Here is a 23,425-nt window from a genome sequence, read left to right on the forward strand (position 1 = left end):
TTCAGGACGGAACGGTGGGCACCCAAAAGGCGCCCAAACAAACATAGAGAATGTGGAGACACCCCCATGCAAACCGATACAACTCGCGAGAACTCGCAGGGTACCGATTCAAATCTGGATCTGTCTGCGACCGCGCCAGGCCAGCTGCGCGTGATCAAACGTAACGGGGCTGTGGTTCCTTACACCGATGACAAGATCACCGTTGCCATCACCAAGGCGTTTCTCGCAGTTGAAGGCGGCAATGCTGCCGCTTCGTCGCGCATTCACGACACCGTTGCACGCCTGACCGAACAGGTCACTGCAACCTTCAAGCGTCGCATGCCATCGGGTGGCACCATCCACATCGAAGAAATCCAGGACCAGGTTGAACTGGCCCTGATGCGCGCCGGCGAGCAAAAAGTGGCCCGCGACTATGTGATCTACCGTGACGCACGTTCCAAGGAACGCGCCAACCGCGCGCCGGCCGAAGACGCCGTGCAGGCGCACCCGTCGATCCGCATCACCCGTGCCGACGGCACCTTCGCCCCTCTGGACATGGGCCGCCTGAACACCATCGTTTCCGAGGCCTGCGAAGGTCTGGAAGAAGTGGACGGCGAGCTGATCCAGCGCGAAACCCTGAAAAACCTCTACGACGGCGTAGCGCTGAACGACGTCAACACCGCTCTGGTGATGACTGCGCGCACCCTGGTAGAGCGCGAGCCGAACTACTCGTTCGTGACCGCCCGCCTGCTGATGGACACCCTGCGTGCCGAAGGCCTGAGCTTCCTGGAAGTGGCAGAAAGCGCCACGCACCACGAAATGGCCGACCTGTACGCCAAGGCCCTGCCTGCGTACATCGCCAAGGGTATCGAGTTCGACCTGCTGAACCCCGTGCTGGCCACCTTCGACCTGGAAAAACTGGGCAAGGCGATCAACCACGAGCGCGACCAGCAGTTCACCTACCTGGGCCTGCAGACCCTGTACGACCGTTACTTCATCCACAAGGATGGCGTGCGTTTCGAACTGCCGCAGATCTTCTTCATGCGCGTGGCCATGGGCCTGGCGATTGAAGAGAAGCAAAAAGAAGACCGTGCCATCGAGTTCTACAACCTGTTGTCGTCCTTCGACTACATGGCCTCGACGCCGACCCTGTTCAACGCCGGTACCCAGCGTCCGCAGCTGTCCAGCTGCTACCTGACCACCGTGCCGGACGACCTGTCGGGCATCTACCACGCGATCCACGACAACGCCATGTTGTCCAAATTCGCTGGCGGCCTGGGCAACGACTGGACTCCGGTGCGTGCACTGGGTTCGTGGATCAAGGGCACCAACGGCAAGTCGCAAGGCGTGGTTCCGTTCCTCAAGGTTGTGAACGACACCGCCGTCGCCGTTAACCAGGGTGGCAAGCGCAAAGGCGCTGTATGTGCTTACCTGGAAACCTGGCACATGGACATCGAAGAGTTCATCGAGCTGCGCAAGAACACCGGTGATGACCGTCGTCGTACCCACGACATGAACACCGCCAACTGGATCCCTGACCTGTTCATGAAGCGCGTCTTCGATGACGGCCCGTGGACCCTGTTCTCGCCGTCCGAAGTACCGGACCTGCATGACCTGACCGGCAAGGCCTTCGAAGAGCGCTACGAGTACTACGAAGCACTGTCCCAGTACCCGGGCAAGATCAAGCTGTTCAAGACCATCCAGGCCAAAGACCTGTGGCGCAAAATGCTGTCCATGCTGTTTGAAACCGGCCACCCTTGGCTGACTTTCAAAGACCCGTGCAACCTGCGCAGCCCGCAGCAGCACGTTGGCGTGGTTCACAGCTCGAACCTGTGCACCGAAATCACCTTGAACACCAACAAGGACGAAATCGCCGTTTGCAACCTGGGCTCGATCAACCTGCCGAACCACATCGTCAACGGCAAGCTGGACACCGACAAGCTCAAACGCACCATCGACGTCGCCGTTCGCATGCTCGATAACGTTATCGACATCAACTACTACTCGGTACCGCAAGCGCGCAACTCGAACTTCAAGCACCGTCCGGTTGGCCTAGGGATCATGGGCTTCCAGGACGCCCTGTACCTGCAGCACATTCCTTACGCTTCGCAAGCAGCCGTGGAATTTGCCGACAAGTCGATGGAAGCGGTCAGCTACTACGCCATCCAGGCGTCCTGCGACCTGGCTGACGAGCGTGGCGCCTACGAGACGTTCCAGGGCTCGCTGTGGTCCAAAGGCATCCTGCCACTGGATTCGCAACAGATCCTGATCGAACAGCGTGGCCAGAAGTACATCGACGTTGACCTGAACGAATCCCTGGACTGGGCACCGGTTCGCGCCCGTGTACAAAAAGGCATTCGCAACTCCAACATCATGGCCATCGCACCGACCGCGACCATCGCCAACATCACTGGCGTATCGCAGTCGATCGAACCGACTTACCAGAACCTGTATGTGAAATCGAACCTGTCGGGCGAATTCACCGTGATCAACCCGTACCTGGTTCGCGACCTCAAGGCCCGCGATCTGTGGGACTCGGTCATGATCAACGACCTGAAGTACTACGACGGTTCCGTGCAGCAGATCGAACGCATCCCGCAAGAGCTCAAAGAGCTGTATGCCACCGCGTTCGAAGTGGACACCAAGTGGATCGTTGACGCCGCCAGCCGTCGTCAGAAGTGGATCGACCAGGCGCAGTCGCTGAACCTGTACATTGCCGGTGCATCGGGCAAGAAACTGGACGTGACCTACCGCATGGCCTGGTACCGTGGTCTGAAAACCACTTACTACCTCCGTGCCCTGGCTGCGACCAGCACCGAGAAGTCCACCGTCAACACTGGCAAGCTCAACGCAGTATCGAGCGGCAAAAACAGTGAAGACGTGGCCGCGGCCCCAGCCGGCCCGGCGCCGGTGCCAAAGGCTTGCGCCATTGACGAGCCGGATTGCGAAGCTTGCCAATAAGCTGAGCTGGCAGGCGGGTCAAACCGCCTGACCCAAAACCCCCGTTAAAACCTGGCAACAGTTGGGTTTGGCGGGGGTTTTGTTTTTTGGAGAAGAAAAGAAAACAGCACTGGAAAATTGGAAGCACGTCCGCCCCCAACAACTATCAAAACTCTTGCAGATAGATCCACGAATACTGAAAAGTTTTCTCCTCAACCCGATGTGTTCTTCTCCTGTAGCTACCCCAGTGATGACCCGCACAATAAGTGCAGATTTCTGCGGCCTGTATTTGCTCACGATTCACTCCCGCCGCCTCCAGCAAATAATGACAATAAAGAGCCAGATCAACCCACGCCTGGTTATGGCTTGCTGGCGCCCGAGAAAAGCCCACATCGCGCTCCGATGGTCTGCGAAGGGTTGACCAAGGTGCCTGACGCCCACGCCAAAGATGCCCATGCGTACGCTCTATTTCATCAACGAGCGGCTTTCCAACTTCATAGCAACATGGCTGTATGGACGGGCCAATTGCCACCCGTAAATGATCTAAACGAACACCTGCACGATGGAAGGCAAGCAACGAATTCTCGATGACACCAGCCGCCAATCCTTGCCAGCCACCATGAATGGCTGCAACGAACTGATCCTTTTCAGACCCGATCAAAATTGGCAAACAGTCGGCTGTCACGACCCCTATTGGACGTGTGGTACGTGTAAATACTGCATCCGCAGCGATGATGCCAGGCGCCTCTTTATCACCAACCTCAACGACTTGAGCACCATGTTTCTGGGCACAATAAAAAAGATTCGTTGGCTTGCCGCTGTTACTGACATCGCCGAATGCATGCATCACCCCCGGCAGAGCTCCTAAACCGTCGGTAAAGTAGAACATTTGAACCTCACACAAGTGTCATAAGGACTCTATAGCTCATAAGCCAACTATCACCATATGTGTCATCCATTCAATTTTATACGATGGCAAAACCCTGCATAAAATTTCAGAAACCCCCTACATTTACAACGGGCTCCTCTATTCCGCACGCCTAGCGGATTTCAAGACTGGTTACATATTTACCTGCCAGCATCACGATAGAACCCTGCCCCATCAAATCCTGACAACTGCCGGAATAAACGTGGGACGCTGTTGGTGATCATCTGTCTTTGTACATCCGTCAGGCCAACACCATGAGCACTGCTTTGAGCAACGGCACCTGGCTCGCAAAACCAGAAGCAACACCTGGCGATTCAACAATGCATTGATTCGCAAGCGCTGCCTTTACATTAAAAATGAATATGCAAGTGTTAGAAAACAACAAAGCAGACGAACAACTTCCTTAACCCTTACAACGCGCAACCTGTGAAGCCGTTAAAGGCTTGCAACAACTGGGTCGCACTGTGTGGAACCTGTCTCGCAGCACGGGCCACAGACCGCAGGACATGTAATGGACTGTACGGTCGCCGTGCACGGAGTGTGCTACCTGACCGTTCACATGTTGTTTCCCACGAAGGATGACCACCATTCGATCGAACGAAAACACATGAAAGATCTCAGCTCGATTTCCCCCTTCAGGTTTACCCCCACGGACAGCGTTGCCCGGGGGACTTCACACATCAGCGCCGGCGCCATTCCCGCCGCCCCACCTTGCAGTACACCCAAAGAAATATACGATCGTGTCCACCAGGAAATTTCCCGGCGCTATCTGTCATTCGATCAAGGCAAGGAAATGGGATTTGCCGGCAAGGCCGGAGTAACCGGTGATATCGACTTCATCACCAAAAAAGATTTGATTGGCATACTGCAACACTTGAAAGAAGATGAAAGCGCACTGCAGGAGAGCAAAAAAGACTCTGCTCGGACTCAACTTTTCGACAAGATTTATTTGATGTCCGGGGACAAGGAGACAGGCAGCAACTGGAATTTAAGACTCCACAATTACAGTGTGCGCGGCACAGGGCTTGGAGGCGAAGACATCCCCCACCGTCATCGCTGGACGCTGGCCAGCAATGTGCTTACTGGTGGTTACAACAACGTCAATTACGAAGAACGCAGTGTCTCGCAGCCCCATGCCCCCAAAGACAAATTCAACAAATACGTGCTTGGTGCATCGAGTACGCAAACAACCCAGGGCGCCAGGGGGGCAACGCTTGTAAACGAAGCCGTGATGGTTCCCTTCAAAAATGAAATTTATGCCAAGGGTGACATCAAGCATTTCCCGATTGCCCTGCCGCACAGTGTTGATACAGCCCCTGCCTATATGGGGACTACATTGACCCTGGCCCACACGGGCGTGCCTACGACAGATACGTCCATTGCTTATTACAAAGAAGCGTTCACCAGCTTGCCTTCACTGCACTTTGAAAGTGTCGAGGCCTTCAAGGCGTCCATTGACCTGCGCATCGCGCAACTTCAGGTGCTGGACTTGCAGGACAACCTGAGTACGTTCCTCAACGCCAGGCAACAGAACAACGAGCCGTTAACCCCCGACGAAACCCGGCACCTGAGGGATACCCACGAGTACAACTATGTAGAAACATCGTTGCTGCCGGCCCTGGCCATTTACAACATGGAAAAAATCAATGGCATCGAGCACCGGGAGTTCTCGGCCGACACGGCGAAATTTCTCGATAGCCAACTTTCACAGGTCAATCAACGTGTACTTAACACCCTGATCGAAGGTAACCAGACGGACCTGATGGACCAGCGCCTTTCCCTGGTACTGGAGCCCGGCGCTTTCGCCCAGGCCATGGCTGAAAGACAGGGGCAATAAACCTCGATTCGCGGATCCGCAGCGATAGCATTGCGTTCTAACTGTTGGGCACTGTGGGAGCGGGCTTGCCCGCGATTGTCCTGTTACACCGCAGCGATCCCGTCGCGAGCAAGCCCGCTCCCACAGAACGTGTAACCATCACCCCGAAACAGTGCGCCCGCGCCACAAAATGAATCACTCTGCACATTCTTCAGCCTGATATTCGCTCGCCAATAGGCACTCTGCACACCCGCCCATATGCCGTGTGCCCGCTTTTCTCCGGTTTACCCGCCCTGACAAAACAGGCCCGCTTATTGCTCTGGCTCCTGTGTGCTACCGATATCGGCGCACCCATTCGAGGCGGAGACCTGCACCATGAGTTCACCCGGCGATTTTCCTTTGAGCGAAGCCCCGCGTTCAGCCCGCAAGGGGCTGTTGTCGATTTCGATGGTGCTGTTCAGTTTCACTTTTTTCACCGGCACCATGTTTGCCGGCGGCAAGTTGGGCATGGCCTTCAACTTTGTCGACATGCTGTGGATTGCAGCCATCGGCAATACCCTGCTGGCACTGTATGCCGCCGCACTGGCCCTGATCGCTTCGCGCAGCGGCCTGAACACGGTGCTGATGGGACGCTTCTGCTTTGGCGAGGCCGGCAGCCGTCTCTCGGACTTCCTGCTCGGTTTTGCCGAACTGGGCTGGTACGCCTGGGGCACGGCAACCGTGGCCATCGTGCTGGTGAAAATGCTCGGCCTGGCCGAGGGTTTTACCCTGCCCTTGATGGTGTTTTTCGGCATGGGCTTCAGCATCACGGCGATCATCGGTTACAAGGGCCTGGATGTGCTGTCGCGGGTATCGGTGCCGCTGATGTTTGTCCTGCTGATTGTGTCCATGTATATCGCCACGCAGCATGTCGGCGGGTTTTCCGGGCTGGCAGCCGTGATCCCCCACGACACCATGAGCGTCTCGGCGGCCATCACCATGGTCTTCGGCACTTTTGCCAGCGGTGCCACCCAGGCCACCAACTGGACGCGCCTTTCGCGCAGCGGGCGTATTGCCGTCACCGCCAGCGTGGTCAGTTTCCTGCTGGGCAATGGCCTGATGATCGTCGCCGGGGCCTGGTGCGCCATGGTCTATCAGCAGGCCGATATCGTTGAAGTGATGATGCTCCAGGGCCTGTCGTTCGCCGCCGTGATCATGCTGTGCCTGAACCTGTGGACGATCCAGGGCCCGACCATCTACAACGTGGCCGCCGCCACCTGCCATCTGGTGCGCAGCGAGCGCCGACGGACCATGACTCTGCTCGCCGCTGCCGTGGGTGTGGTGCTGGCCATCGGCGGCATGTATGAGATGCTGATCCCGTTTCTGGTGTTGCTGGGTTCGATCATCCCGCCCATTGGCGGTGTGATCATGGCCGACTTCTGGTTCCGCCATCGCGGCAAGTACCCGGCGCTGGCCAGTGTCCGGCTGCCACGCTACAACCTGGCGGGGCTGACGGCCTATGCTGTGGGCGCGCTGCTGGCATTTCTGTCGCCGTGGATCGCGCCGCTGGTGGGGATTGGCGCATCGGCCCTGTGCTACCTCGTATTGCTTAAATTCAGCCGTCAACCGGCGGTGCTGCCTGCCGTCCAGGAGCCCCTTTGAGCCTCACGGTGGAAGAAATCCTTGCCCTGCCAGGGCTTGCAGACATGGCCCTGCGCGCTGGCGCGCGCAACCGCCATCGCACTGTGCGCTGGTCATATGTGGCCGAGAACCAAGGTATCGCCGGATGGGTGATGGGCGGTGAGCTGGTGTTTGTCACCGGTATCAACCATCCCCGCGATGAAGCCAACTTGTTGCAACTGGTCGAGGAAGGCAGCGAATGCGCGATTGCCGGGCTGGTGATCCTCACCGGCGAGGCGTTTATCCAGCGCATTCCCGCATCGGTAACGGCCCTTGCCGAAGCCCGTGGCCTGCCCTTGATCGAACAGCCTTACCTGCTGAAGATGGTCGTGGTCACGCACCTGATCGGCACGGCGCTGGTGCAAATGGCGCAAACCAAACGCTCGCGCCAGGACATCCTGACCCAATTGCTCAGCGGCGATTACCCCAGCCTGACCACCGCCCGGCAACGCGCGGCACATCTGCAGTTGCCGCTGGACAGCCCGCGGCGCCTGGTTGCGCTGCGCCTGTCGGCAGTCAGCGGGTTGTTCGACAACCATGCCCCGCAGGAAGCCGAGCGCCTGTTGCAGCACACCCGCCAGGCGCTACAGGAACACCTCGCGGCCTGGAGCCATGCCCGGCCCGCCGCACTGCCGGTGGTCGTCCAGGGCGATCTGTTTATCCTGTTGCTGGCCGAACAGGACAGCCTGCGTGCAGAACTGGCGTGCCTGTACCAGGATCTGCATGCCATCATCGGTGATCTCGCGTTGTTTATGGGGTTGGCAAGCAAGGTCGAGGATTGTGGGCACTATCACCGCGCCCTGAACGAAGCACGGCAGGCGCTGGAGGTGGCAGAAAACCTGCGCCCGGCCACCGGTCTGTGCGACTTCAGCGAGCTGGGTGTGCTGCGCCTGCTCCAGGCCGTGGGCGAACGCTCGGTGATCGACAGCTTTGTGCAGCAGACCCTCGGCCGCCTGATCGAACCCAACCGCAAACAGCCACACCACCTGATTGATACCCTGGATGCCCTGCTCCAGGAAAATGGCAACGCACTCAAGGCCGCACAACGCCTTAACATCCATCGCAATACCGTCAATCAACGCCTGCAACGCATCGAGCAACACAGCGGCCAGTCGCTCGATGACCCCCTCTTCAGAATGAATGCTTCGGTGGCGCTGCTGGTATGGCGCATGTCCGAAACCCAACGACAGGAACGACCATGAAGATCATCAATGCCACGCTGCGAAAAACCCCCGGCCTGCACACGATCACCTGTGAGGGCGATCAGATCGCTGCCATCACCCTGCAAGCAGGCAGCGTGCCGGCGCAGGCAGGCGAGATCGACGCCCGGGGCCAGTTGCTGATCGCGCCTTTTGTGGAGCCGCATATCCATCTGGACGCGGCCCTCACCGCGGGCCAGCCCGAATGGAACCTGAGCGGCACCCTGTTCGAGGGCATCGAGCGCTGGGCCCAGCGCAAGGCAACCATCACCCATGAGGACACCAAGCAGCGTGCCCACGCCACTATCCGCATGCTCGCCGAACACGGCATCCAGCATGTGCGCACCCATGTCGATGTCACCGACCCGACTCTGGCCGCACTCAAGGCCATGCTCGAAGTGCGTGAGGAAGCCCGCCATCTGATCGATCTGCAAATCGTCGCCTTCCCCCAGGAAGGCATCGAGTCCTATGCCGGTGGTCGCGAATTGATGACCCGCGCCGTGGAGCTGGGCGCCGATGTGGTGGGCGGCATCCCGCACTTTGAAAACACCCGCGAACAAGGGGTCAGTTCGATCAAGTTTTTGATGGACCTGGCCGAACGTACCGGCTGCCTGGTGGATGTGCATTGCGATGAAACCGACGACCCCCATTCGCGTTTTCTTGAAGTGCTGGCCGAAGAAGCCCGGGTACGCGGCATGGGCAGCCGGGTGACCGCCAGCCACACCACGGCGATGGGCTCCTATGACAATGCCTATTGCTCGAAGCTGTTCCGGTTGCTCAAAGCATCAAAGATCAACTTTGTCTCGTGCCCCACTGAAAGCATCCACTTGCAGGGTCGGTTTGATACCTTCCCGAAACGCCGTGGCGTGACCCGGGTGGCCGAAATCGACCGTGCCGGGATGAACGTGTGCTTCGGTCAGGATTCAATCAAGGACCCGTGGTACCCGCTGGGTAACGGCAATATCCTGCGGGTACTGGATGCCGGCCTGCATATCTGCCACATGATGGGTTTTGAGGACCTGGCGCGCAGCCTCGATCTGGTGACGGACAACAGTGCGCGGACGCTGAATCTGGGCGAGGGTTATGGCATTGAAGTGGGTCGCCCGGCGAACCTGGTGGTGCTGGATGCCGAGAGCGATTACGAAGCGGTACGTCGCCAGGCCAAGGCGCGGGTATCGATCCGCGCCGGCAAGGTTTTGCTGACGCGGGTGCCGGAGCAGGTTGAGTTCAGCTGAGACCCGTGACGAACATGGTGGGAGCGGGCTTGCTCGCGATGGCATCGACGCGGTTGAACTGAAACACCGCAGCGTCTGCATCGCAGGCAAGCCAGCTCCCACAGGTTATGTATTGCTCACCCACCCGATGCCCGCCGGATCATGGTCGCAGCGCTATCACGTCATCTGAATGATGGTCTGCATGATGGTGCTTTGGGTCGAGATGGTCTTGGCGTTGGCCTGGTAGTTGCTCTGGGCCTTGATCAGGTCCACCAGCTCGTTGGTCAGGTTGACGTTGGAGTCTTCCAGCGAGTTGGACTGAATCGCCCCCAGGCTGCCGATCTTCGGTGCGTCGTAACCCGCCACGCCCGAGGCGTAGGTCTCTTTCCAGGCCGTACCGCCCACTGGTTGCAGACCTTGCTCGTTGGTAAAGCTGGCCAGGGAAATCTGGCCAATCGCCCGGCTCTGATTGTTGCTGAAGTTGGCAAACATCACGCCCGAGCCGTCAATGGTCAGGTTGTTGATCTGGCCAGTAGCGTAGCCGTCCTGGGTCGGCGGGTTGCGCGAAGAGTCGGTGTTGTACTGGGTGGTTTTGGCCATATTGATGACGATGCCACCTGGCTTGGCCTCGGCGCCGTTGGTGTCCCACTTGCCGTTGATCATGGCACCCGGCTTCCAGCCGCTGACGACCAGGGTGTTTTCCAGTTGATCTTTAACCGGATCGGGCTGCGTGACACCGGTCAGCCCGCCGGCCGAGTCAAACGTCATGGTTGCAGGCACTGGCGCTACTGCGCCATCACCCGACACTGGCGTGCCATCGGGGTTGCGGCCGTCGATCAGGGTGTAGGTGCTCCAGGTGTTGCCACCGGTCTTGACCATGTACTGGTCCATCGGGTGGGCATTGCCTTGGGTGTCATACACCATGGTGCTGAATTTTTTGGTGTAGCTGGTGGATTCGTTCGGATCGAACGGGATCTTGCTCTGATCGATCGCATCGGAGCTGGAGTTCAGGTTGATCTCTGAGGTTACCGAGCCGGTTGCCTTGGGCGCCAGGTTCGAGGTGTCGATGCGCAGGTCGGTCAGCACACCGTTGACGATGTTGCCGTTGGCATCCACGCCATAGCCCTGCAAGCGCGCAGTGCCGTCGGAGCTGGTCACGAAGCCGTCCTTGTCGGCCTTGAACGTGCCTGCGCGGGTGTAGCTCAGGGCGCCGTTGTCGCTGAGCACGAAAAAGCCGCTGCCCTGAATGCCCATGTCCAGCAGGTTGCCGGTGTTGTTGACCGCACCTTGACCAAAGTTTTGCGAAACCGCTGCCAGGTTTACGCCACTGCCGATGGTCTTGCTGCCGGTACCCAGCTTGCTCGCCGAGTAGATGTCGGCGAACTCTGCACGCGAGGCCTTGAAGCCGGTGGTTGCTGCGTTGGCGATGTTGTTGCCGGTCACGTCCAGCTGCTTGTTCGCCGCATAGAGACCGCTAAGGCCGATATTGAAAGACATGTTTTTCTCCTTGAGGCGGCTTAGAGGCCTATGGTCTGGACTTTGGACATGCCAATGCTGCCCAGGCCTGCGAGGTTGAGCATGATTTCACCGCCGGTCTTGCTCAGGGTCACGCTGTTGACCGTGGCAGGCAGGTAGGTGGTGAGCGCCGTGGTGCCGGTGTCGGTTTTGCTCGATGCGGTGAAGGTGTAGGAACCCTTGTCCAGCAGTACGCCGTCGTCGTCCTTGCCGTCCCAGGTGAAGTCCGCGTTGCCGGCTTTCTGGCTGCCCATCTCAATGGTGCGGACCACTTCGCCATCCGCATCGGTAATGGTGATGGTGGGCTTGGAATCTGCGTCCTTGACCACGACGGTGCCGTTGAAGGGCTTTTCACTGGCGGGGTCGACGTAGGCTTCACCGGTTTGCACGATGACCGAACGCCCCACCAGCGACGAGGCCTGCAAGGCCTGGGAAGATTGCAAACCGCCCGACAGGGAGTTGACCGTGTCGTTGAGCGTGGTAATGCCTTCCAGGCTGCTGAACTGCGCCAGTTGCGCGACGAACGCGGTGTTGTCCTGGGGGTCCAGCGGGTTCTGGTTTTTCAGTTGGGTAACCAGCAGTTGCAGGAACGCATCCTTGCCCAGCGCTGTGTTGCCGGTAACGCCCTTGGTGGCTGCAGCCACACTGGTGTCGGTGGTCTTGGCCTGGGCAGAGTTGGCGAGCACCTGGTTAAGGGTCAAGCCGCTGGTGGAATCGGTCACACTCATTTGCGTCGCCCCTTATCACTGACCGAGGGTCAGGACCTTCTGCATCATGGTTTTGGCGGTATTCATCAGCTCGGCGTTGGTCTGGAACGAACGACTGGCGGAAATCATGTCGGCCATTTCTTCAACCACGTTGACGTTGGGGTAATACACGTAGCCCTTGGCGTCGGCAGAAGGATGATTAGGTTCATAGCGGGCCTGCAACTCGCTCTGGTCTTCAACCACGCCCAGTACCTGCACGCCTTGCCCGGCGGCGTCCTGGTTCTGGAACAGCGAATCGCCGCTGCTGCCTTGCGCGCCTTGAAACATGGTGGCAAACACCGGGTGGCGGGCGCGGTAGGTCTGGTCGATGCTCGACGATACGGTGTCGGCGTTGGCGATGTTGCTGGCCACGGTGTTAAGGCGCGTGGTCTGGGCACTCATGCCGCTGCCGGCAATGTTGAACACACTGGATAGAGACATGGGTTACTCCCCGCGCAAGGCCGACATCAGCCCTTTGAATTTGCTGTTGAGCAGGGTGAAGCTGGCCTGGAAGTTGACCGCATTCTCTGCATAGTTCGACTGCTCAAGCTGAGCGTCCACGGTGTTCTGGTCGATCGATGGCTGCATCGGCGTGCGGTACAGCAGTGACTCGTCGCCACTGCTCAGGCCCTGGGCTTCGATATGGCGGGTGTTGGTCTTGTTCAAGGCAAACGTGCCGTTCTGGTTTTTGTCGTTCTGGGCGGCGAGCACAGAGGCAAAGTCCAGATCCCGAGCCTTGTAGTTCGGGGTGTCGGCGTTGGCGATGTTGTTGGCCAGGACTTCGGCGCGCTGGGCGCGAAAGCCCAGGGCCTGCTCATGGATACCAAGCGCTTTATCGAAGCTGATGCTCATGTCGAAAAACCTTTGTGGGCTGACCTGAGAATGTGATTCAGGTTTTACATGACAGGGATAGAGCAAACCCCGTGCCAGTTTTTACAGCCCCGTAACACAAGGGTTTTGCGGGAGGTGGGAGGCGGCAACGGCAGAAAAGCGGCAATGCTTGACCGCCGGGTGCCGTTTTTCTGCCGCTTTGCAGTGACGACACATACGACATGGCACATGTGGGAGCGGGCTTGCTCGCGATGGCATCAATGCGGTTTTCTGACAAACCGCAGCGTTTACATCGCAGGCAAGCCAGCTCCCACAGGGAGGGAGGCTATTTGGCCTGGTAAATAATCCCCGGGCTGCATTGCACCATCTGGTAGTGGTCCGGCAACCCGTTCAGCGCTTCAGAGGCGCCCAGGAACAAATACCCGCCCGGCTTCAAGGTGCTGTGAATACGCAGCAGGATGTCTTTTTTCACGTCGGCCGAGAAGTAGATCAACACGTTGCGGCAGAACACGATGTCGAACTTGCCGAAGCTGGCGTAGCTGTCCAGCAAGTTGAACGGGCGAAACTCCACGCGGTTCTTGATCGGTGCCTTGATCACCCAGCGCCCCGGCCCCTTGGGGTCGAAATAACGCTGCAGACGTTCCGGCGACAGGCCCCGGCCAATCGCCAGGTTGTCGTACTCGCCGGTACGGCAAGTGTTGAGCATCTGCGCGGACAGGTCGGTGGCAAAAATCTGCACCCCGGCCTTCAACTGCCCCAGGTTGCTGCGCTCGAACTCGTCGATCGCCATCGACAGCGAGTACGGTTCCTGCCCCGAAGAGCAGGCCGCCGACCAGATGCGCAAACGCTGCCCCGGGTTCGCCTTGATCTGCTCGGGCAGCACCTTGTTCTTCAACACTTCGAAGGGGTAGGTATCGCGAAACCACAGGGTTTCGTTGGTGGTCATGGCATCGACCACCTGCTCGCGCAGCCCGCTGCGCGGCTGGCTCTGGATCCGCTGGATCAGCTCGCCCAACGACTTGATGCCTTGTTGCTCCATCAGCTTGTTCAGCCGGCTGGAGACCAGGTACTGCTTGTTTTCACCCAGCAAAATGCCACAGGCTTTTTCCAGAAATACCCGGAATTGTTCAAAATCCAAATTAGCCGTCGACAAATGTCCTGCCTCTTAAATCGTGTTGACCGCCAAGGGCTGCGCCCTTAGCTGAAGTCTGCTGCTTTGATCCGGTCAACCACCCGGGATGCCAGGTCGTCAGGCCTGAATTTGGCCAAAAAGTCATCGGCACCGACCTTTTTGACCATCGCCTGGTTAAAAACCCCGGACAACGAAGTATGCAGAATGATATGCAGCTTTTGCATCCGCGGGTCGTTGCGAATTTCTGCCGTCAGGGTGTAGCCGTCCATTTCCGGCATCTCGATATCCGAGATCATCATCAGAAACTCTTCGGCCGGGTCCTTGCCCTCTGCCACCAGCTTGCGCAGATAGTCCAGCGCCTGGCGACCATCGTTCAACGACACCACTTCCACGCCCACCGTTTGCAGGCAGCGGGCAACCTGCTTGCGCGCCACCGACGAATCGTCGACGGTCAGCACCCGCAAGGACAGCGCCTTGCTTTGGGTTTCGACATCCACCACGCCCTGGGTGATGGTTTCCGGTGAGGGCGAAACCTCCGCCAGCACCTTTTCCACATCGATGATTTCGACCAATTGGTCGTCCATGCGGGTCACGGCCGTCAGGTAATGATCGTGGCCGGTGCCCTTGGGTGGCGGATGAATATCTTCCCAGTTCATGTTGACGATACGTTCGACCGAACGCACCAGGAAGCCCTGGGTCTTGGTGTTGTACTCGGTGATGATCACAAACGGGTTGCTTTGATCTTTCAAGGCACCCGCGCCGGTGGCCATCGCCAGGTCGAGAATCGGAATGGTCGCGCCGCGAATGCTCGCCACACCGCACACCACAGGGTGGGACTTGGGGATCAAGGTCAGCTTGGGGCATTGCAGCACCTCGCGGACCTTGAACACATTGATCCCGTAAAGCTGTGGCCCATCCAGACGAAACAGCAACAGCTCCAGGCGGTTTTGCCCCACCAGTTGAGTGCGCTGGTTAACCGCATCCATCACTCCGGCCATACTCAGCTCCTCTTAAAAACTTCAAGTTTCAGCCCGTAGGTTGCATAAACGGCACGGGGCTTGCTTTTTAACGACCATGAACGCCAAAACGACAAATTCCTGCCACCGACTGTTCCCGCTGACCCTGCGCCTGCTGGCGGCGGGCACTTTGCTTGCACTCAGCACTTATAGCAGGGCTGACGCGTTTACATCGCCTGAACAGCTTATCGGCGTGACCCAGGGCTTTCTTGAATTCACGGTTGAAGACTACCTGGCCACCAGCCAGACCGAGGGGCGTTATCAGATCCAGGTCAACAACCTCGACCCGCGCCTGCGCCTGGCCCGGTGCGACAAGGAATTGACAGCCTCTCTCGAAAGCCCGGCACAACCCATGGGCCGCGTGATCGTGCGCGTACGCTGCGAAGGGCTGTCGCCGTGGACCATCTTCGTGCCGGCCCAGGTCAAGTTGTTCCGCGATGTGGTCACCGTCAACCACCCGCTCAAGCGCGGCATGGTTATCGACTACCCCGACGTCACCCTGCGCGAGCGCGATGTCAGCCTGATCAACCAGGGCTACCTGACGGCCACCGAGCTGGCCGTGGGGCAAAAACTGCTGCGCCCGATGGTCACCGACCAGGTGCTGACCCTCACCCATCTGGAGCAGGCTGCCGCCGTGCGCAAGGGCGATCATGTGGTGATCAGCGCCCGCAGCGGCACATTAAGTGTCAAGATGCCCGGCGAAGCCCTGTCAGACGGTGGCCTTAGCGAGCAAATACGGGTAAAAAACCTGAATTCCAAGCGTGTTATCCGCGCCAGGGTGACGGCACCCGGGCAAGTAGAAGTGGCATTGTAGGAAAGTTGGCATCAGTCTCGCGACTTTCCTACACTGTGGTTTGACGCAGATCAGTACAGTTCTGTGTGAAGCTATGATTAATCGAGCCTAAAGTTTTTCCGGGTATGGCCGAAAACATGGCAAGCGTCCAAATACCCCGAGGTTTAACGTTATGGTCATCGACTTCAGTCGTCTCAACAGCGCCCCGCCCCTGACCGGCAGTACGCGCAGCAACGCCAGCCAGGAAACCGGCAGCACGCCTGCGGCCCCGGCAAACAGCCCTGAGCAAACCAGCGCCAGCGCCCCAAGCGGGGAATCTGTTCACCTCAGCCAAGAGGCTCAACAGTTGCAGAAGATCAGCGACTCGTTGCGTGACCAACCTGTAGTCGATAAAAATCGGGTGGCAGAGCTTAAACAAGCCATCGCCGATGGCAGCTACAAAGTCGACAGCAACCAGGTCGCCAGCAAACTGCTTAACATGGAAGCCCAGCGCTAGGCCCACGGCCTGTGCCGCGCTTTTGGACGCTTAACTCCCAGAGCTCGCCATGCACGACGAAAATTTACTGCAACTGATCAACGATGACCTCGCCCCTGCCGAGCAATTGCTCGGCCTGTTGCAGGACGAATCCATCGCCCTTAAAGGCCGCGACATGCAGGTGCTGGAAAATATTCTGGCGCGCAAACAGTCGCTGATCATTTTGCTTGAACAGCATGGCCGCCGCCGCAGTGAAATTCTCGCCAGCCTTGGCCTGGCCACCAACCGCAGCGGCCTTGAAAGCCTGGCCAGCCATTCCAGCGTGGGCACCCAACTGCTCAGCCAGGGCGATGTGCTGAACCAGCTGCTGGCTCAATGCCAGGCTGCCAACCTGCTCAATGGTCAGTCGATCCAGACCCAGCAGGCGATCACCGCCAACCAGTTGCGCATTCTCCACGGCGGCGAAGCCCCGTCGCTGTATGACGCACGCGGCACCACCTCGATGCTTAACAAGCACCGCGCCTACAGCCAGGCTTGAACCCGCGTCACCACCGTATGTAGCGAGACACACAACATGATGGCAGAATGCCCATCTTTTGCGTGTCGCTGTATTTTGTCTGGAGATTGATCAAACGTGTTCGACGCCCAAGATGCTCCGCAACCGCCAAAGGTGCTCACCACGCCGTTGGAAATTGCCTCCAACTTGCGGATGCTGCAAGAGAGCCATGACCCGCTGATCATTACTTTCCAGGACCGCACCCAGCGCTTCCAGAGCTATGTGGTGGATGTCAATCGCGAGAGCAACAGCATGGCTCTGGATGAAATGATCCCCCGTGACGGTGAGCGTTTTCTTGAGGCGGGTGTGCCGTTCAAGGTTGAAGGCTTTCATGATGGTGTGCGCATTGCCTGGGAATGCACCACGGCACTGACCATTGATGACAGCCGCGACCACCGCTGCTACCGCGGCGCACTGCCCCGCGAAGTGGTGTACCACCAGCGCCGCAATGCGTTCCGTGCGGCCCTGCGGCTGGCCAACCTGGTCAATGTGCAGGTGGCGGGTGACAAGCTCAAGGCGCCGATCAAGGGCAAGTTGCTGGATGTTTCGGCAACCGGCTGCAAATTGCGCTTTGAGGGCGATATCAGCCAGGGCATGCAACTGGGCCAGGTGTATGAGCGCTTCAGCGCCGACCTGCCGTTCGGGTTGATGTCCACGCCGGTGGAGTTGCGTTATTTGCACTTTGAAGAGCGGCTGAACATCACCTTTGCCGGGATGCGCTTTCACAATATCAGCGGCGCGGTGCAGCGTCAGGTCGAGCGCTTTGTCTATCAACTGCAGCGCGAGGCGCGCCAGTTCGATAAAGACGATGATTATTGAACCAGTGGGAGCTGGCTTGCCAGCGATGCAGACGACGCGGTCTGGCTGACAAATCGCGCTGATACCATCGCGAGCAAGCCCGCTCCCACAGGGGTATGGTCTATGTCCTGGGCTCCGGCTCCGGCTCCGGCTCCGGTGCTGGCTCCGGTTCTGGCTCAACCTCCTCCACCACCGGCTCCTGCACCATCTGATCCTGCACCACCTGCTCGTCCACCCGTGGGTCAAGCGCAGCCACCAGCGGCGAGCTGGACATGCTGTCGGGCATGGCCACGTGATGCAGCGGCGCATCGTCGACCTGGTGCAAATTGGTCACTGCATTCGGGCGAATCCGCCAGACCAGGATCAACCCCGCCACGCTGAAAAACCCATAGAGCATCTGGCTGCCGAACAGCTTCATCAGCACCCCCGCCACCAACGGCCCCACGCTAGCACCTACGCCGTAGGTCACCAGCAACATGGCCGTCAGCGACACACGCCGCTCTGGCTCGATATGGTCGTTGGCAAAGGCCACGGCCAGCGGATAGATGCAAAATTGCAGCAAAGCCGCCAGGCAACCGGCAATAAACAGTACCTGCATGGGCACCGCCGGCAAGATCGCCAACGGCAACGCCGCCACCGCCAGCAAACCGGCGAAGATACGGATCAGCAACGGCCGGTCATAACGGTCGGACAACCAGCCCAACGGCCATTGCACCAGCAAGCCTGCAAAAATGCAGCTACCCATGTACAAGCCGACCAGCTCGGTAGACAGCCCTTGCTGCGATGCGTAGAGCGGCGCCAGACCGTAAAACGAGCCCACCAGCAAACCCGCGCCCATCACCGCGATCAAAGACTGCGGCACACGCTTGATAAAAAATTTCGGGTCCATCGGCGCCGGGTGCAAAGGCGCCGGGTGAATGCGCCGGGTCATGGCTACCGGTACCAGGCACAGGGCAAAACACAAGGCAACAACCATCAGCAACTCAAGACCGAGCTGCGGGTGAACCGCCAGGATCAATTGCCCAAGCACCAGGCCCAAATAGGAGGCGATCATGTAAAGGCTGAACACCACGCCGCGCTGCCTGGCTTCGGCCTGTTCGTTAAGCCAGCTTTCGATGACCATGTATTGGCACATCATGCCCAGACCAACAATCACCCGCAGCAGCAGCCAGATCGGCAACCAGTCCGTCAGCCCGTGACACAACACCGCCGCCCCGACGATACCGGCACACGTGGCGTAGGCACGAATATGCCCGACCCTGGCAATCAGCCGGTGGCCAATCTTGCCTCCCAGCACCAGGCCAAAGTAGTTGGCCGCCATCAGCGCACCGATCCACAGGCCGTCGACATTGTCGGCGGCCAGGCGCAGGGCCAGATAAGTACTCAACAGGCCGGAGCCGATCAACATCATCAGCGAGGCAAAATACAACGCTCTAAAGGACTTCCAGATCTGGTGCATTGGCTTTCCGTATGGCTCCTTGTGTCTGCCACCGGGAACAGGCCCGGCGCCACAGATTTAAACGGTCAAGCCTGAGCCGCCAGAACGCGACGTTCCCAGGGCGTGATTTCGTCATGGAAGCTGGTCAGTTCCAGCGTCTTGGACGCAACGTAACCTTCGATGAACTCAGTGCCGAACAGTTCAATCGCCATTTCGCTGCGGGTAAGGCGTGCCAGTGCCGCATGCAAGGTGCAGGGCAATGCCAGCGCCTCGGGCACCTGGAACTCACCCTGGATCGCAGCGGTTGGCTCAAGCCCCCGCTCGATGCCATACAACCCTGCCGCGAGGCTGGCGGCAATCGCCAGGTACGGGTTGGCATCCGCCCCCGGCAAGCGGTTTTCAACCCGCCGCGCCGCAGGCGAGCTGGCCGGAATACGCAAGCCCGCGGAGCGGTTGTCGTGCGACCAGCAGGCATTGTTGGGTGACGCATAAGGGTGGAACAGGCGCTGGTAGGAATTGACGTTCGGCGCAAACAGCGCGGTGAAGTCAGCCATGCACGCCTGCTGTCCGCCGATAAAATGGCGGAAGGTGGCTGTCGGCTGCCCTGCTTCGTCGCTGAACACGTTTTGCCCGCTGCCGGCCTGCACCACGCTCTGGTGAATATGCATCGAGCTGCCGGCCGTGTGCGCCAGCGGCTTGGCCATGCACACCACGGTCAGGCCATGTTTAAGGGCGACTTCCTTGAGCAGGTGCTTAAACAGAAAAGTCTGATCGGCCAGCAGCAACGGATCGCCGTGCAGCAGGTTGATCTCAAACTGGCTGACGCCCATCTCGTGCATCACGGTGTCGCGGGGCAACCCCAGGGCCGCCATGCTTTGATACACCTCATTGAAAAAAGGCCGCAGGCCATTGTTGGAGCTGATGCTGAATGCCGAAAAACCGGTTTCGCGGCGACCGTCCAGGCCCACGGGCGGGCGGAATGGCTGGGTCGGGTCGGGGTTGGGCGCAAACACAAAGAACTCGAGCTCGGTGGCCACCACCGGCGCCAGGCCCCGCGCCGCATAACGGGCGATCACCGCCTTCAACTGGCCACGGGTCGACAGCGGCGAGCTTTCACCGCTCAACTCATCGGCGTTGCAAATGGCCAGGGCACGGGGTGGCTGGCTCCAGGGCAGGCGATGGAGCTGGCCCGCGGCAGGTACCAAGGCCAGGTCGCCGTCCTCGCTGCCATAAAAACGCGACTCGGGGTAACCGCCCATGATGCATTGCAGCAACACCCCACGCGCCATCTGCAAGCGCCGGCCATCAAGGAACCCGGCAGCGCTCATCACTTTGCCGCGGGGCACGCCATTGAGATCGGGGGTGACGCATTCAATTTCATCGATACCCGCCAATTGTTGCGCGAGAGAGCCCTGGCCATCGCTTGTCATGCCACTTTCCTTGTTGTCGAGCAGGCCGCTGAGGGCAATGACTACAAAATACGCACCGCCTGTTCGGAATTTCAAGCGGGCACCGCACAAATCCCGCGAAAACAGTGAACCTCCCGTAGCAGCCGCCGAAGGAACGAGGCTGCGTCCGGCGACGTAGTCGTCGTAAACACTGAGAGCTAGGTTCGACTGGTACACCGCAGTGCCTGATTTCACGACGGCTTCGCCGCCGGACGCAGCCTCGTTCCTTCGGCAGCTGCTACGGAGTTCATAGCCCTTGAACGGCGCTTGACTTATTTGCCGACTAGACTCTTCGCCCACCGAGTCAGGAAGACCCAAAGGAAGATCGATGAAGATGCTGCCCCCGCTCTATACCGGCCTGTTGCTGGCCAGCCTGTTCAGCCCATCAGCTTTTGCCCAGACGCCCACCAGCGATGGCTATGTGCTGGATAAAGTCGTGCAGGTCAGCCGCCACGGCGTGCGCCCGCCTACCGCTTCCAATGAAAAACTGCTGACCTCGGTCACCCAGCGCCAATGGCCAACCTGGCTGGTGCCCTTCGGCAACCTGACCGGCCACGGCTATACCGGCGCGGTGGAAATGGGCCGCTACCGCGGCGAAGTGCTGCGGGCCGCCGGGTTGATCCCCCAGGGTTGCCCGGGTGCCAACCAGCTGCTGGTGCACGCCAGCCCCCTGCAACGCACCAAAGCCACCGCCCAGGCCCTGCTCGATGGCATGTTCCCCGGCTGCGGCCTGCAACCCACTTATGTCACGGGCGAACAGGACGCCCTGTTCCAGGCCAATGAAATGCCCTTTGCCGCCCTCGACCCGGCAACAGCCAAAGCCGACATTCTCAAGGCCCTGGGCGGCAGCGTTGAAGCCGCCCAGGCCCGCTACAAGCCCTTTGAAGAAAAGCTGCGGGAAGTTGCCTGCCTGCCCGGCGCCGATTGCCCCTACGGCAAGCAAGCCTGGACACTGGAGCAAAACGCCAAGGGCCGCTTTGCGATCAAGGGCCTTAGCGCCGGTGCCAATATGGGCGAAGTCTTCCGCCTGGAATACAGCCAGGGCCTGCCCCTGGACAAGGTTGCATTCGGCAACGCGCGTACCGCCACCGAGGTGTCCAGCCTGATGGTGCTGACCAAGGCCAAGTACGACTACCTCAACGACATCCCCTATATCGCCAGCCGCGGCGCCTCCGAGCTGATGAACCAGATTGCCCTGGAGCTCAAACTGGGCACCCCGCTGGCGCAAACAGATGCCTCCAGCACCCCGCCCGATGTACCGCTGATGCTGCTGGTGGCCCACGACACCAATATCGCTTACCTGCGCACCATGCTCGGCTTCGGCTGGAAGCAGGGCGACTACATTGAAAACAATATCCCGCCCGTGGGCACGTTGCAGTTCGAGCGTTACAAGGAAGTCAAAACCGGCGAGCTGTTTTTACGTATCGCCTTTGAGGCCCAGTCAATGGATCAGATTCGCAACCTGACGCGCTTGAGCGGCCCGCAAAAACCGCTCACCAGTGATTTCAAAAGCGTCAGTGACTGCCGCAAAACCAGTGTCGGCCTGCTCTGCCCGTTCAAGGATGCACTGGTCAAGGTTGAGCAGAACATCGACCCTACGGCCCTGACGCCCTACTCCTTCAACTGATCAGCCGCTCACACACTCACAGCGACAGGGTTTGTTTCACGTTGCTGCAACCAGTGCAGCAAGCCCTGCCCGCTCATGGGCCGGGCAAACCAGTAGCCCTGCCCTTCAACGCAGCCCATCGCCAGCAACCGCTGCAACTGGTCCAAGGTTTCAATCCCTTCGACCACCACCGCCATGCCCAGGCTGTTGCCCAGGGCCAGGGTGCTGGCGATCACGGCTGCACAACGAGGTTCATGCTCCAGGTTGCGGACAAACTCACCGTCGAGCTTGATTTCGTTGAAGGGCAACTGACACAGGCGTTGAAGCGAGGAAAACCCGGCGCCGAAATCGTCCAGCGACAAGCGGCAACCCATCATGCGCAGGCGTACCAGGTTCTCCAGACTGGCGGCCGGCGCTTGTAGCAGGCCGTTTTCCGTCAGCTCGAAGGTCAACCGGGAACCCGGCGTCCCATGCCGTGCCAGGATGCCCTTGAGGGTATAGGTCAACTGGCTGTTGGCCAGCTGTGACGTTTGCAGGTTGAACGCCATGTTCAACGGGTAACCCTGAATCCGGGCCTGCTCTTGCAGGCTCAAGGCCTGATCCAGCTGGGCGAACAACAGCTCGTCCATTAACCCGCAACGCTCGAGGACCGGGATAAACAGCGCAGGCGGCAACACGCCCTTGCTGGGGTGCATCCAGCGGCAAAGCACTTCAACACCGCACACCTCACCGCTGCGCAGGTTGAACTTGGGCTGATACCAGGCCTGCAATTGCTGCAGGGCCAGGGCCTGACGCACTTCGTCCTCGCACGCGGGCCGCACCACTGCGTCTGGCGAAGTCGCCCGGATGCAACTGCCCCGGTACTTATCCAGCAAGGCTTGCAGCTCTTTGGCCGGCAGCGGCTTGCCAACGTCACCCAGCAACTGCAGCCCCAACAGGGCAATGACCTGTTGCGCCGCACGCCGCAGGTCCGCCGACAGGGCACTGCTGAGCAACACCGCCCCGATCTGCCCCGACTGGCCCGCCCGACGCAGGAACGCCAGGCCATCCACGCCCTCCATCTGCAGGTCGCAGACGGCGATATCCACCGCCCCCACCTGCTGCAGCAGCGCCAGCGCCTGGCTGCCATCAGCGGCCTCAAACACTTCATGGCAGCCAAGGGAACGAAACATGCGCACCGCGACGGCACGCTGGAAGCTGTCATCTTCCAAAATCAAAATACGCAAGGAACTGCCAGGCATTGCAACAACCCATCGAAAAACGGTGTGAGGCAATTGTCCGAGTATCGGCAGATTTTTTACCTAGGAAATATCTCCGAAAATGTAGGGAAAATCCC

Annotated in this window: 20 protein-coding genes; 10 read left to right on the forward strand and 10 right to left on the reverse strand. The window is 59.3% G+C overall.

Features of this window, described 5'->3' with window-relative positions:
- Positions 1-66 precede the first annotated feature (66 nt).
- Positions 67-2,940 carry a ribonucleoside-diphosphate reductase subunit alpha gene (locus tag BLU25_RS08205; protein WP_016782185.1) on the forward strand — a complete coding sequence of 958 codons (2,874 nt, stop codon included), beginning with the start codon at positions 67-69 and terminating at the stop codon, positions 2,938-2,940.
- Between the two features lie 145 nt (positions 2,941-3,085).
- On the opposite strand, the gene BLU25_RS08210 is transcribed toward BLU25_RS08205, so the two are convergent.
- The gene (locus tag BLU25_RS08210) at positions 3,086-3,808 is read right to left on the reverse strand and encodes a purine nucleoside phosphorylase YfiH/LACC1 family protein (protein WP_081481075.1); all 723 of its coding nucleotides are present in this window, start codon (positions 3,806-3,808) and stop codon (positions 3,086-3,088) included.
- 646 nt (positions 3,809-4,454) lie between these two features.
- Between BLU25_RS08210 and BLU25_RS08215 the strand changes: the two genes are divergently transcribed.
- The 4 genes from BLU25_RS08215 to codA all read left to right on the forward strand — a co-directional run bounded on the left by BLU25_RS08215 (position 4,455) and on the right by codA (position 9,756).
- Positions 4,455-5,684 carry a hypothetical protein gene (locus BLU25_RS08215; RefSeq protein ID WP_139803914.1) on the forward strand — a complete coding sequence of 410 codons (1,230 nt, stop codon included), beginning with the start codon at positions 4,455-4,457 and terminating at the stop codon, positions 5,682-5,684.
- A gap of 354 nt (positions 5,685-6,038) precedes the next feature.
- Entirely contained in the window at positions 6,039-7,304 is a 1,266-nt protein-coding gene (codB, locus tag BLU25_RS08220) for a cytosine permease (protein WP_016782181.1), read from the forward strand.
- Positions 7,301-8,524: a PucR family transcriptional regulator gene (locus BLU25_RS08225; protein ID WP_016782180.1), complete on the forward strand. Its 1,224-nt coding sequence runs from the start codon at positions 7,301-7,303 to the stop codon at positions 8,522-8,524. The genes codB and BLU25_RS08225 overlap by 4 nt, the downstream gene beginning before the upstream one ends.
- A complete protein-coding gene (codA, locus tag BLU25_RS08230) occupies positions 8,521-9,756 on the forward strand; it encodes a cytosine deaminase (RefSeq protein WP_016782179.1) in 1,236 nt (411 codons plus the stop codon). The genes BLU25_RS08225 and codA overlap by 4 nt, the downstream gene beginning before the upstream one ends.
- A gap of 156 nt (positions 9,757-9,912) precedes the next feature.
- Here the strand turns inward: codA and flgE are convergent, their stop codons facing one another.
- The 6 genes from flgE to BLU25_RS08260 all read right to left on the reverse strand — a co-directional run bounded on the left by flgE (position 9,913) and on the right by BLU25_RS08260 (position 14,957).
- Positions 9,913-11,232 (reverse strand): flagellar hook protein FlgE, encoded by a 1,320-nt coding sequence (gene flgE, locus BLU25_RS08235; RefSeq protein ID WP_016782178.1) that lies wholly within the window; start codon positions 11,230-11,232, stop codon positions 9,913-9,915.
- Between the two features lie 20 nt (positions 11,233-11,252).
- Positions 11,253-11,978: a flagellar hook assembly protein FlgD gene (gene flgD / locus BLU25_RS08240; RefSeq protein WP_016782177.1), complete on the reverse strand. Its 726-nt coding sequence runs from the start codon at positions 11,976-11,978 to the stop codon at positions 11,253-11,255.
- A 15-nt stretch (positions 11,979-11,993) separates the two neighbouring features.
- Positions 11,994-12,437: a flagellar basal body rod protein FlgC gene (gene flgC, locus BLU25_RS08245; RefSeq protein WP_016782176.1), complete on the reverse strand. Its 444-nt coding sequence runs from the start codon at positions 12,435-12,437 to the stop codon at positions 11,994-11,996.
- Between the two features lie 3 nt (positions 12,438-12,440).
- Positions 12,441-12,848, reverse strand: a complete 408-nt coding sequence (gene flgB, locus BLU25_RS08250) for a flagellar basal body rod protein FlgB (RefSeq protein WP_016782175.1) — start codon at positions 12,846-12,848, stop codon at positions 12,441-12,443.
- A 304-nt stretch (positions 12,849-13,152) separates the two neighbouring features.
- The gene (gene cheR, locus BLU25_RS08255) at positions 13,153-13,980 is read right to left on the reverse strand and encodes a protein-glutamate O-methyltransferase CheR (RefSeq protein WP_029611565.1); all 828 of its coding nucleotides are present in this window, start codon (positions 13,978-13,980) and stop codon (positions 13,153-13,155) included.
- A 44-nt stretch (positions 13,981-14,024) separates the two neighbouring features.
- The gene (locus BLU25_RS08260; protein ID WP_016782173.1) at positions 14,025-14,957 is read right to left on the reverse strand and encodes a chemotaxis protein CheV; all 933 of its coding nucleotides are present in this window, start codon (positions 14,955-14,957) and stop codon (positions 14,025-14,027) included.
- A gap of 76 nt (positions 14,958-15,033) precedes the next feature.
- Here BLU25_RS08260 and flgA point away from each other — a divergent pair, with 76 nt between their 5' ends.
- From flgA to BLU25_RS08280, 4 genes are all read left to right on the forward strand, one after another.
- Positions 15,034-15,789 (forward strand): flagellar basal body P-ring formation chaperone FlgA, encoded by a 756-nt coding sequence (gene flgA / locus BLU25_RS08265; RefSeq protein WP_016782172.1) that lies wholly within the window; start codon positions 15,034-15,036, stop codon positions 15,787-15,789.
- A 151-nt stretch (positions 15,790-15,940) separates the two neighbouring features.
- Complete coding sequence (flgM, locus tag BLU25_RS08270; protein WP_016782171.1) at positions 15,941-16,264, forward strand: flagellar biosynthesis anti-sigma factor FlgM; 324 nt, start codon at positions 15,941-15,943, stop codon at positions 16,262-16,264.
- Between the two features lie 49 nt (positions 16,265-16,313).
- Positions 16,314-16,781 (forward strand): flagella synthesis protein FlgN, encoded by a 468-nt coding sequence (locus BLU25_RS08275; RefSeq protein ID WP_016782170.1) that lies wholly within the window; start codon positions 16,314-16,316, stop codon positions 16,779-16,781.
- Positions 16,782-16,877: 96 nt separating this feature from the next.
- Entirely contained in the window at positions 16,878-17,618 is a 741-nt protein-coding gene (locus BLU25_RS08280; RefSeq protein WP_016782169.1) for a flagellar brake protein, read from the forward strand.
- 100 nt (positions 17,619-17,718) lie between these two features.
- Here the strand turns inward: BLU25_RS08280 and BLU25_RS08285 are convergent, their stop codons facing one another.
- A complete protein-coding gene (locus BLU25_RS08285; RefSeq protein ID WP_016782168.1) occupies positions 17,719-19,056 on the reverse strand; it encodes an MFS transporter in 1,338 nt (445 codons plus the stop codon).
- 65 nt (positions 19,057-19,121) lie between these two features.
- On the reverse strand, positions 19,122-20,363 hold the full coding sequence (locus BLU25_RS08290) for a glutamine synthetase family protein (protein ID WP_169716032.1): 1,242 nt from the start codon (positions 20,361-20,363) through the stop codon (positions 19,122-19,124).
- A gap of 448 nt (positions 20,364-20,811) precedes the next feature.
- Here BLU25_RS08290 and BLU25_RS08295 point away from each other — a divergent pair, with 448 nt between their 5' ends.
- On the forward strand, positions 20,812-22,110 hold the full coding sequence (locus BLU25_RS08295; protein ID WP_016782166.1) for a histidine-type phosphatase: 1,299 nt from the start codon (positions 20,812-20,814) through the stop codon (positions 22,108-22,110).
- Between the two features lie 8 nt (positions 22,111-22,118).
- On the opposite strand, the gene BLU25_RS08300 is transcribed toward BLU25_RS08295, so the two are convergent.
- Positions 22,119-23,330, reverse strand: coding sequence for an EAL domain-containing response regulator (locus BLU25_RS08300; RefSeq protein ID WP_083369590.1), 1,212 nt, complete (start codon positions 23,328-23,330; stop codon positions 22,119-22,121).
- Positions 23,331-23,425 lie beyond the last annotated feature (95 nt).

Source organism: Pseudomonas fragi, assembly GCF_900105835.1.
Lineage (GTDB): Bacteria > Pseudomonadota > Gammaproteobacteria > Pseudomonadales > Pseudomonadaceae > Aquipseudomonas > Aquipseudomonas fragi.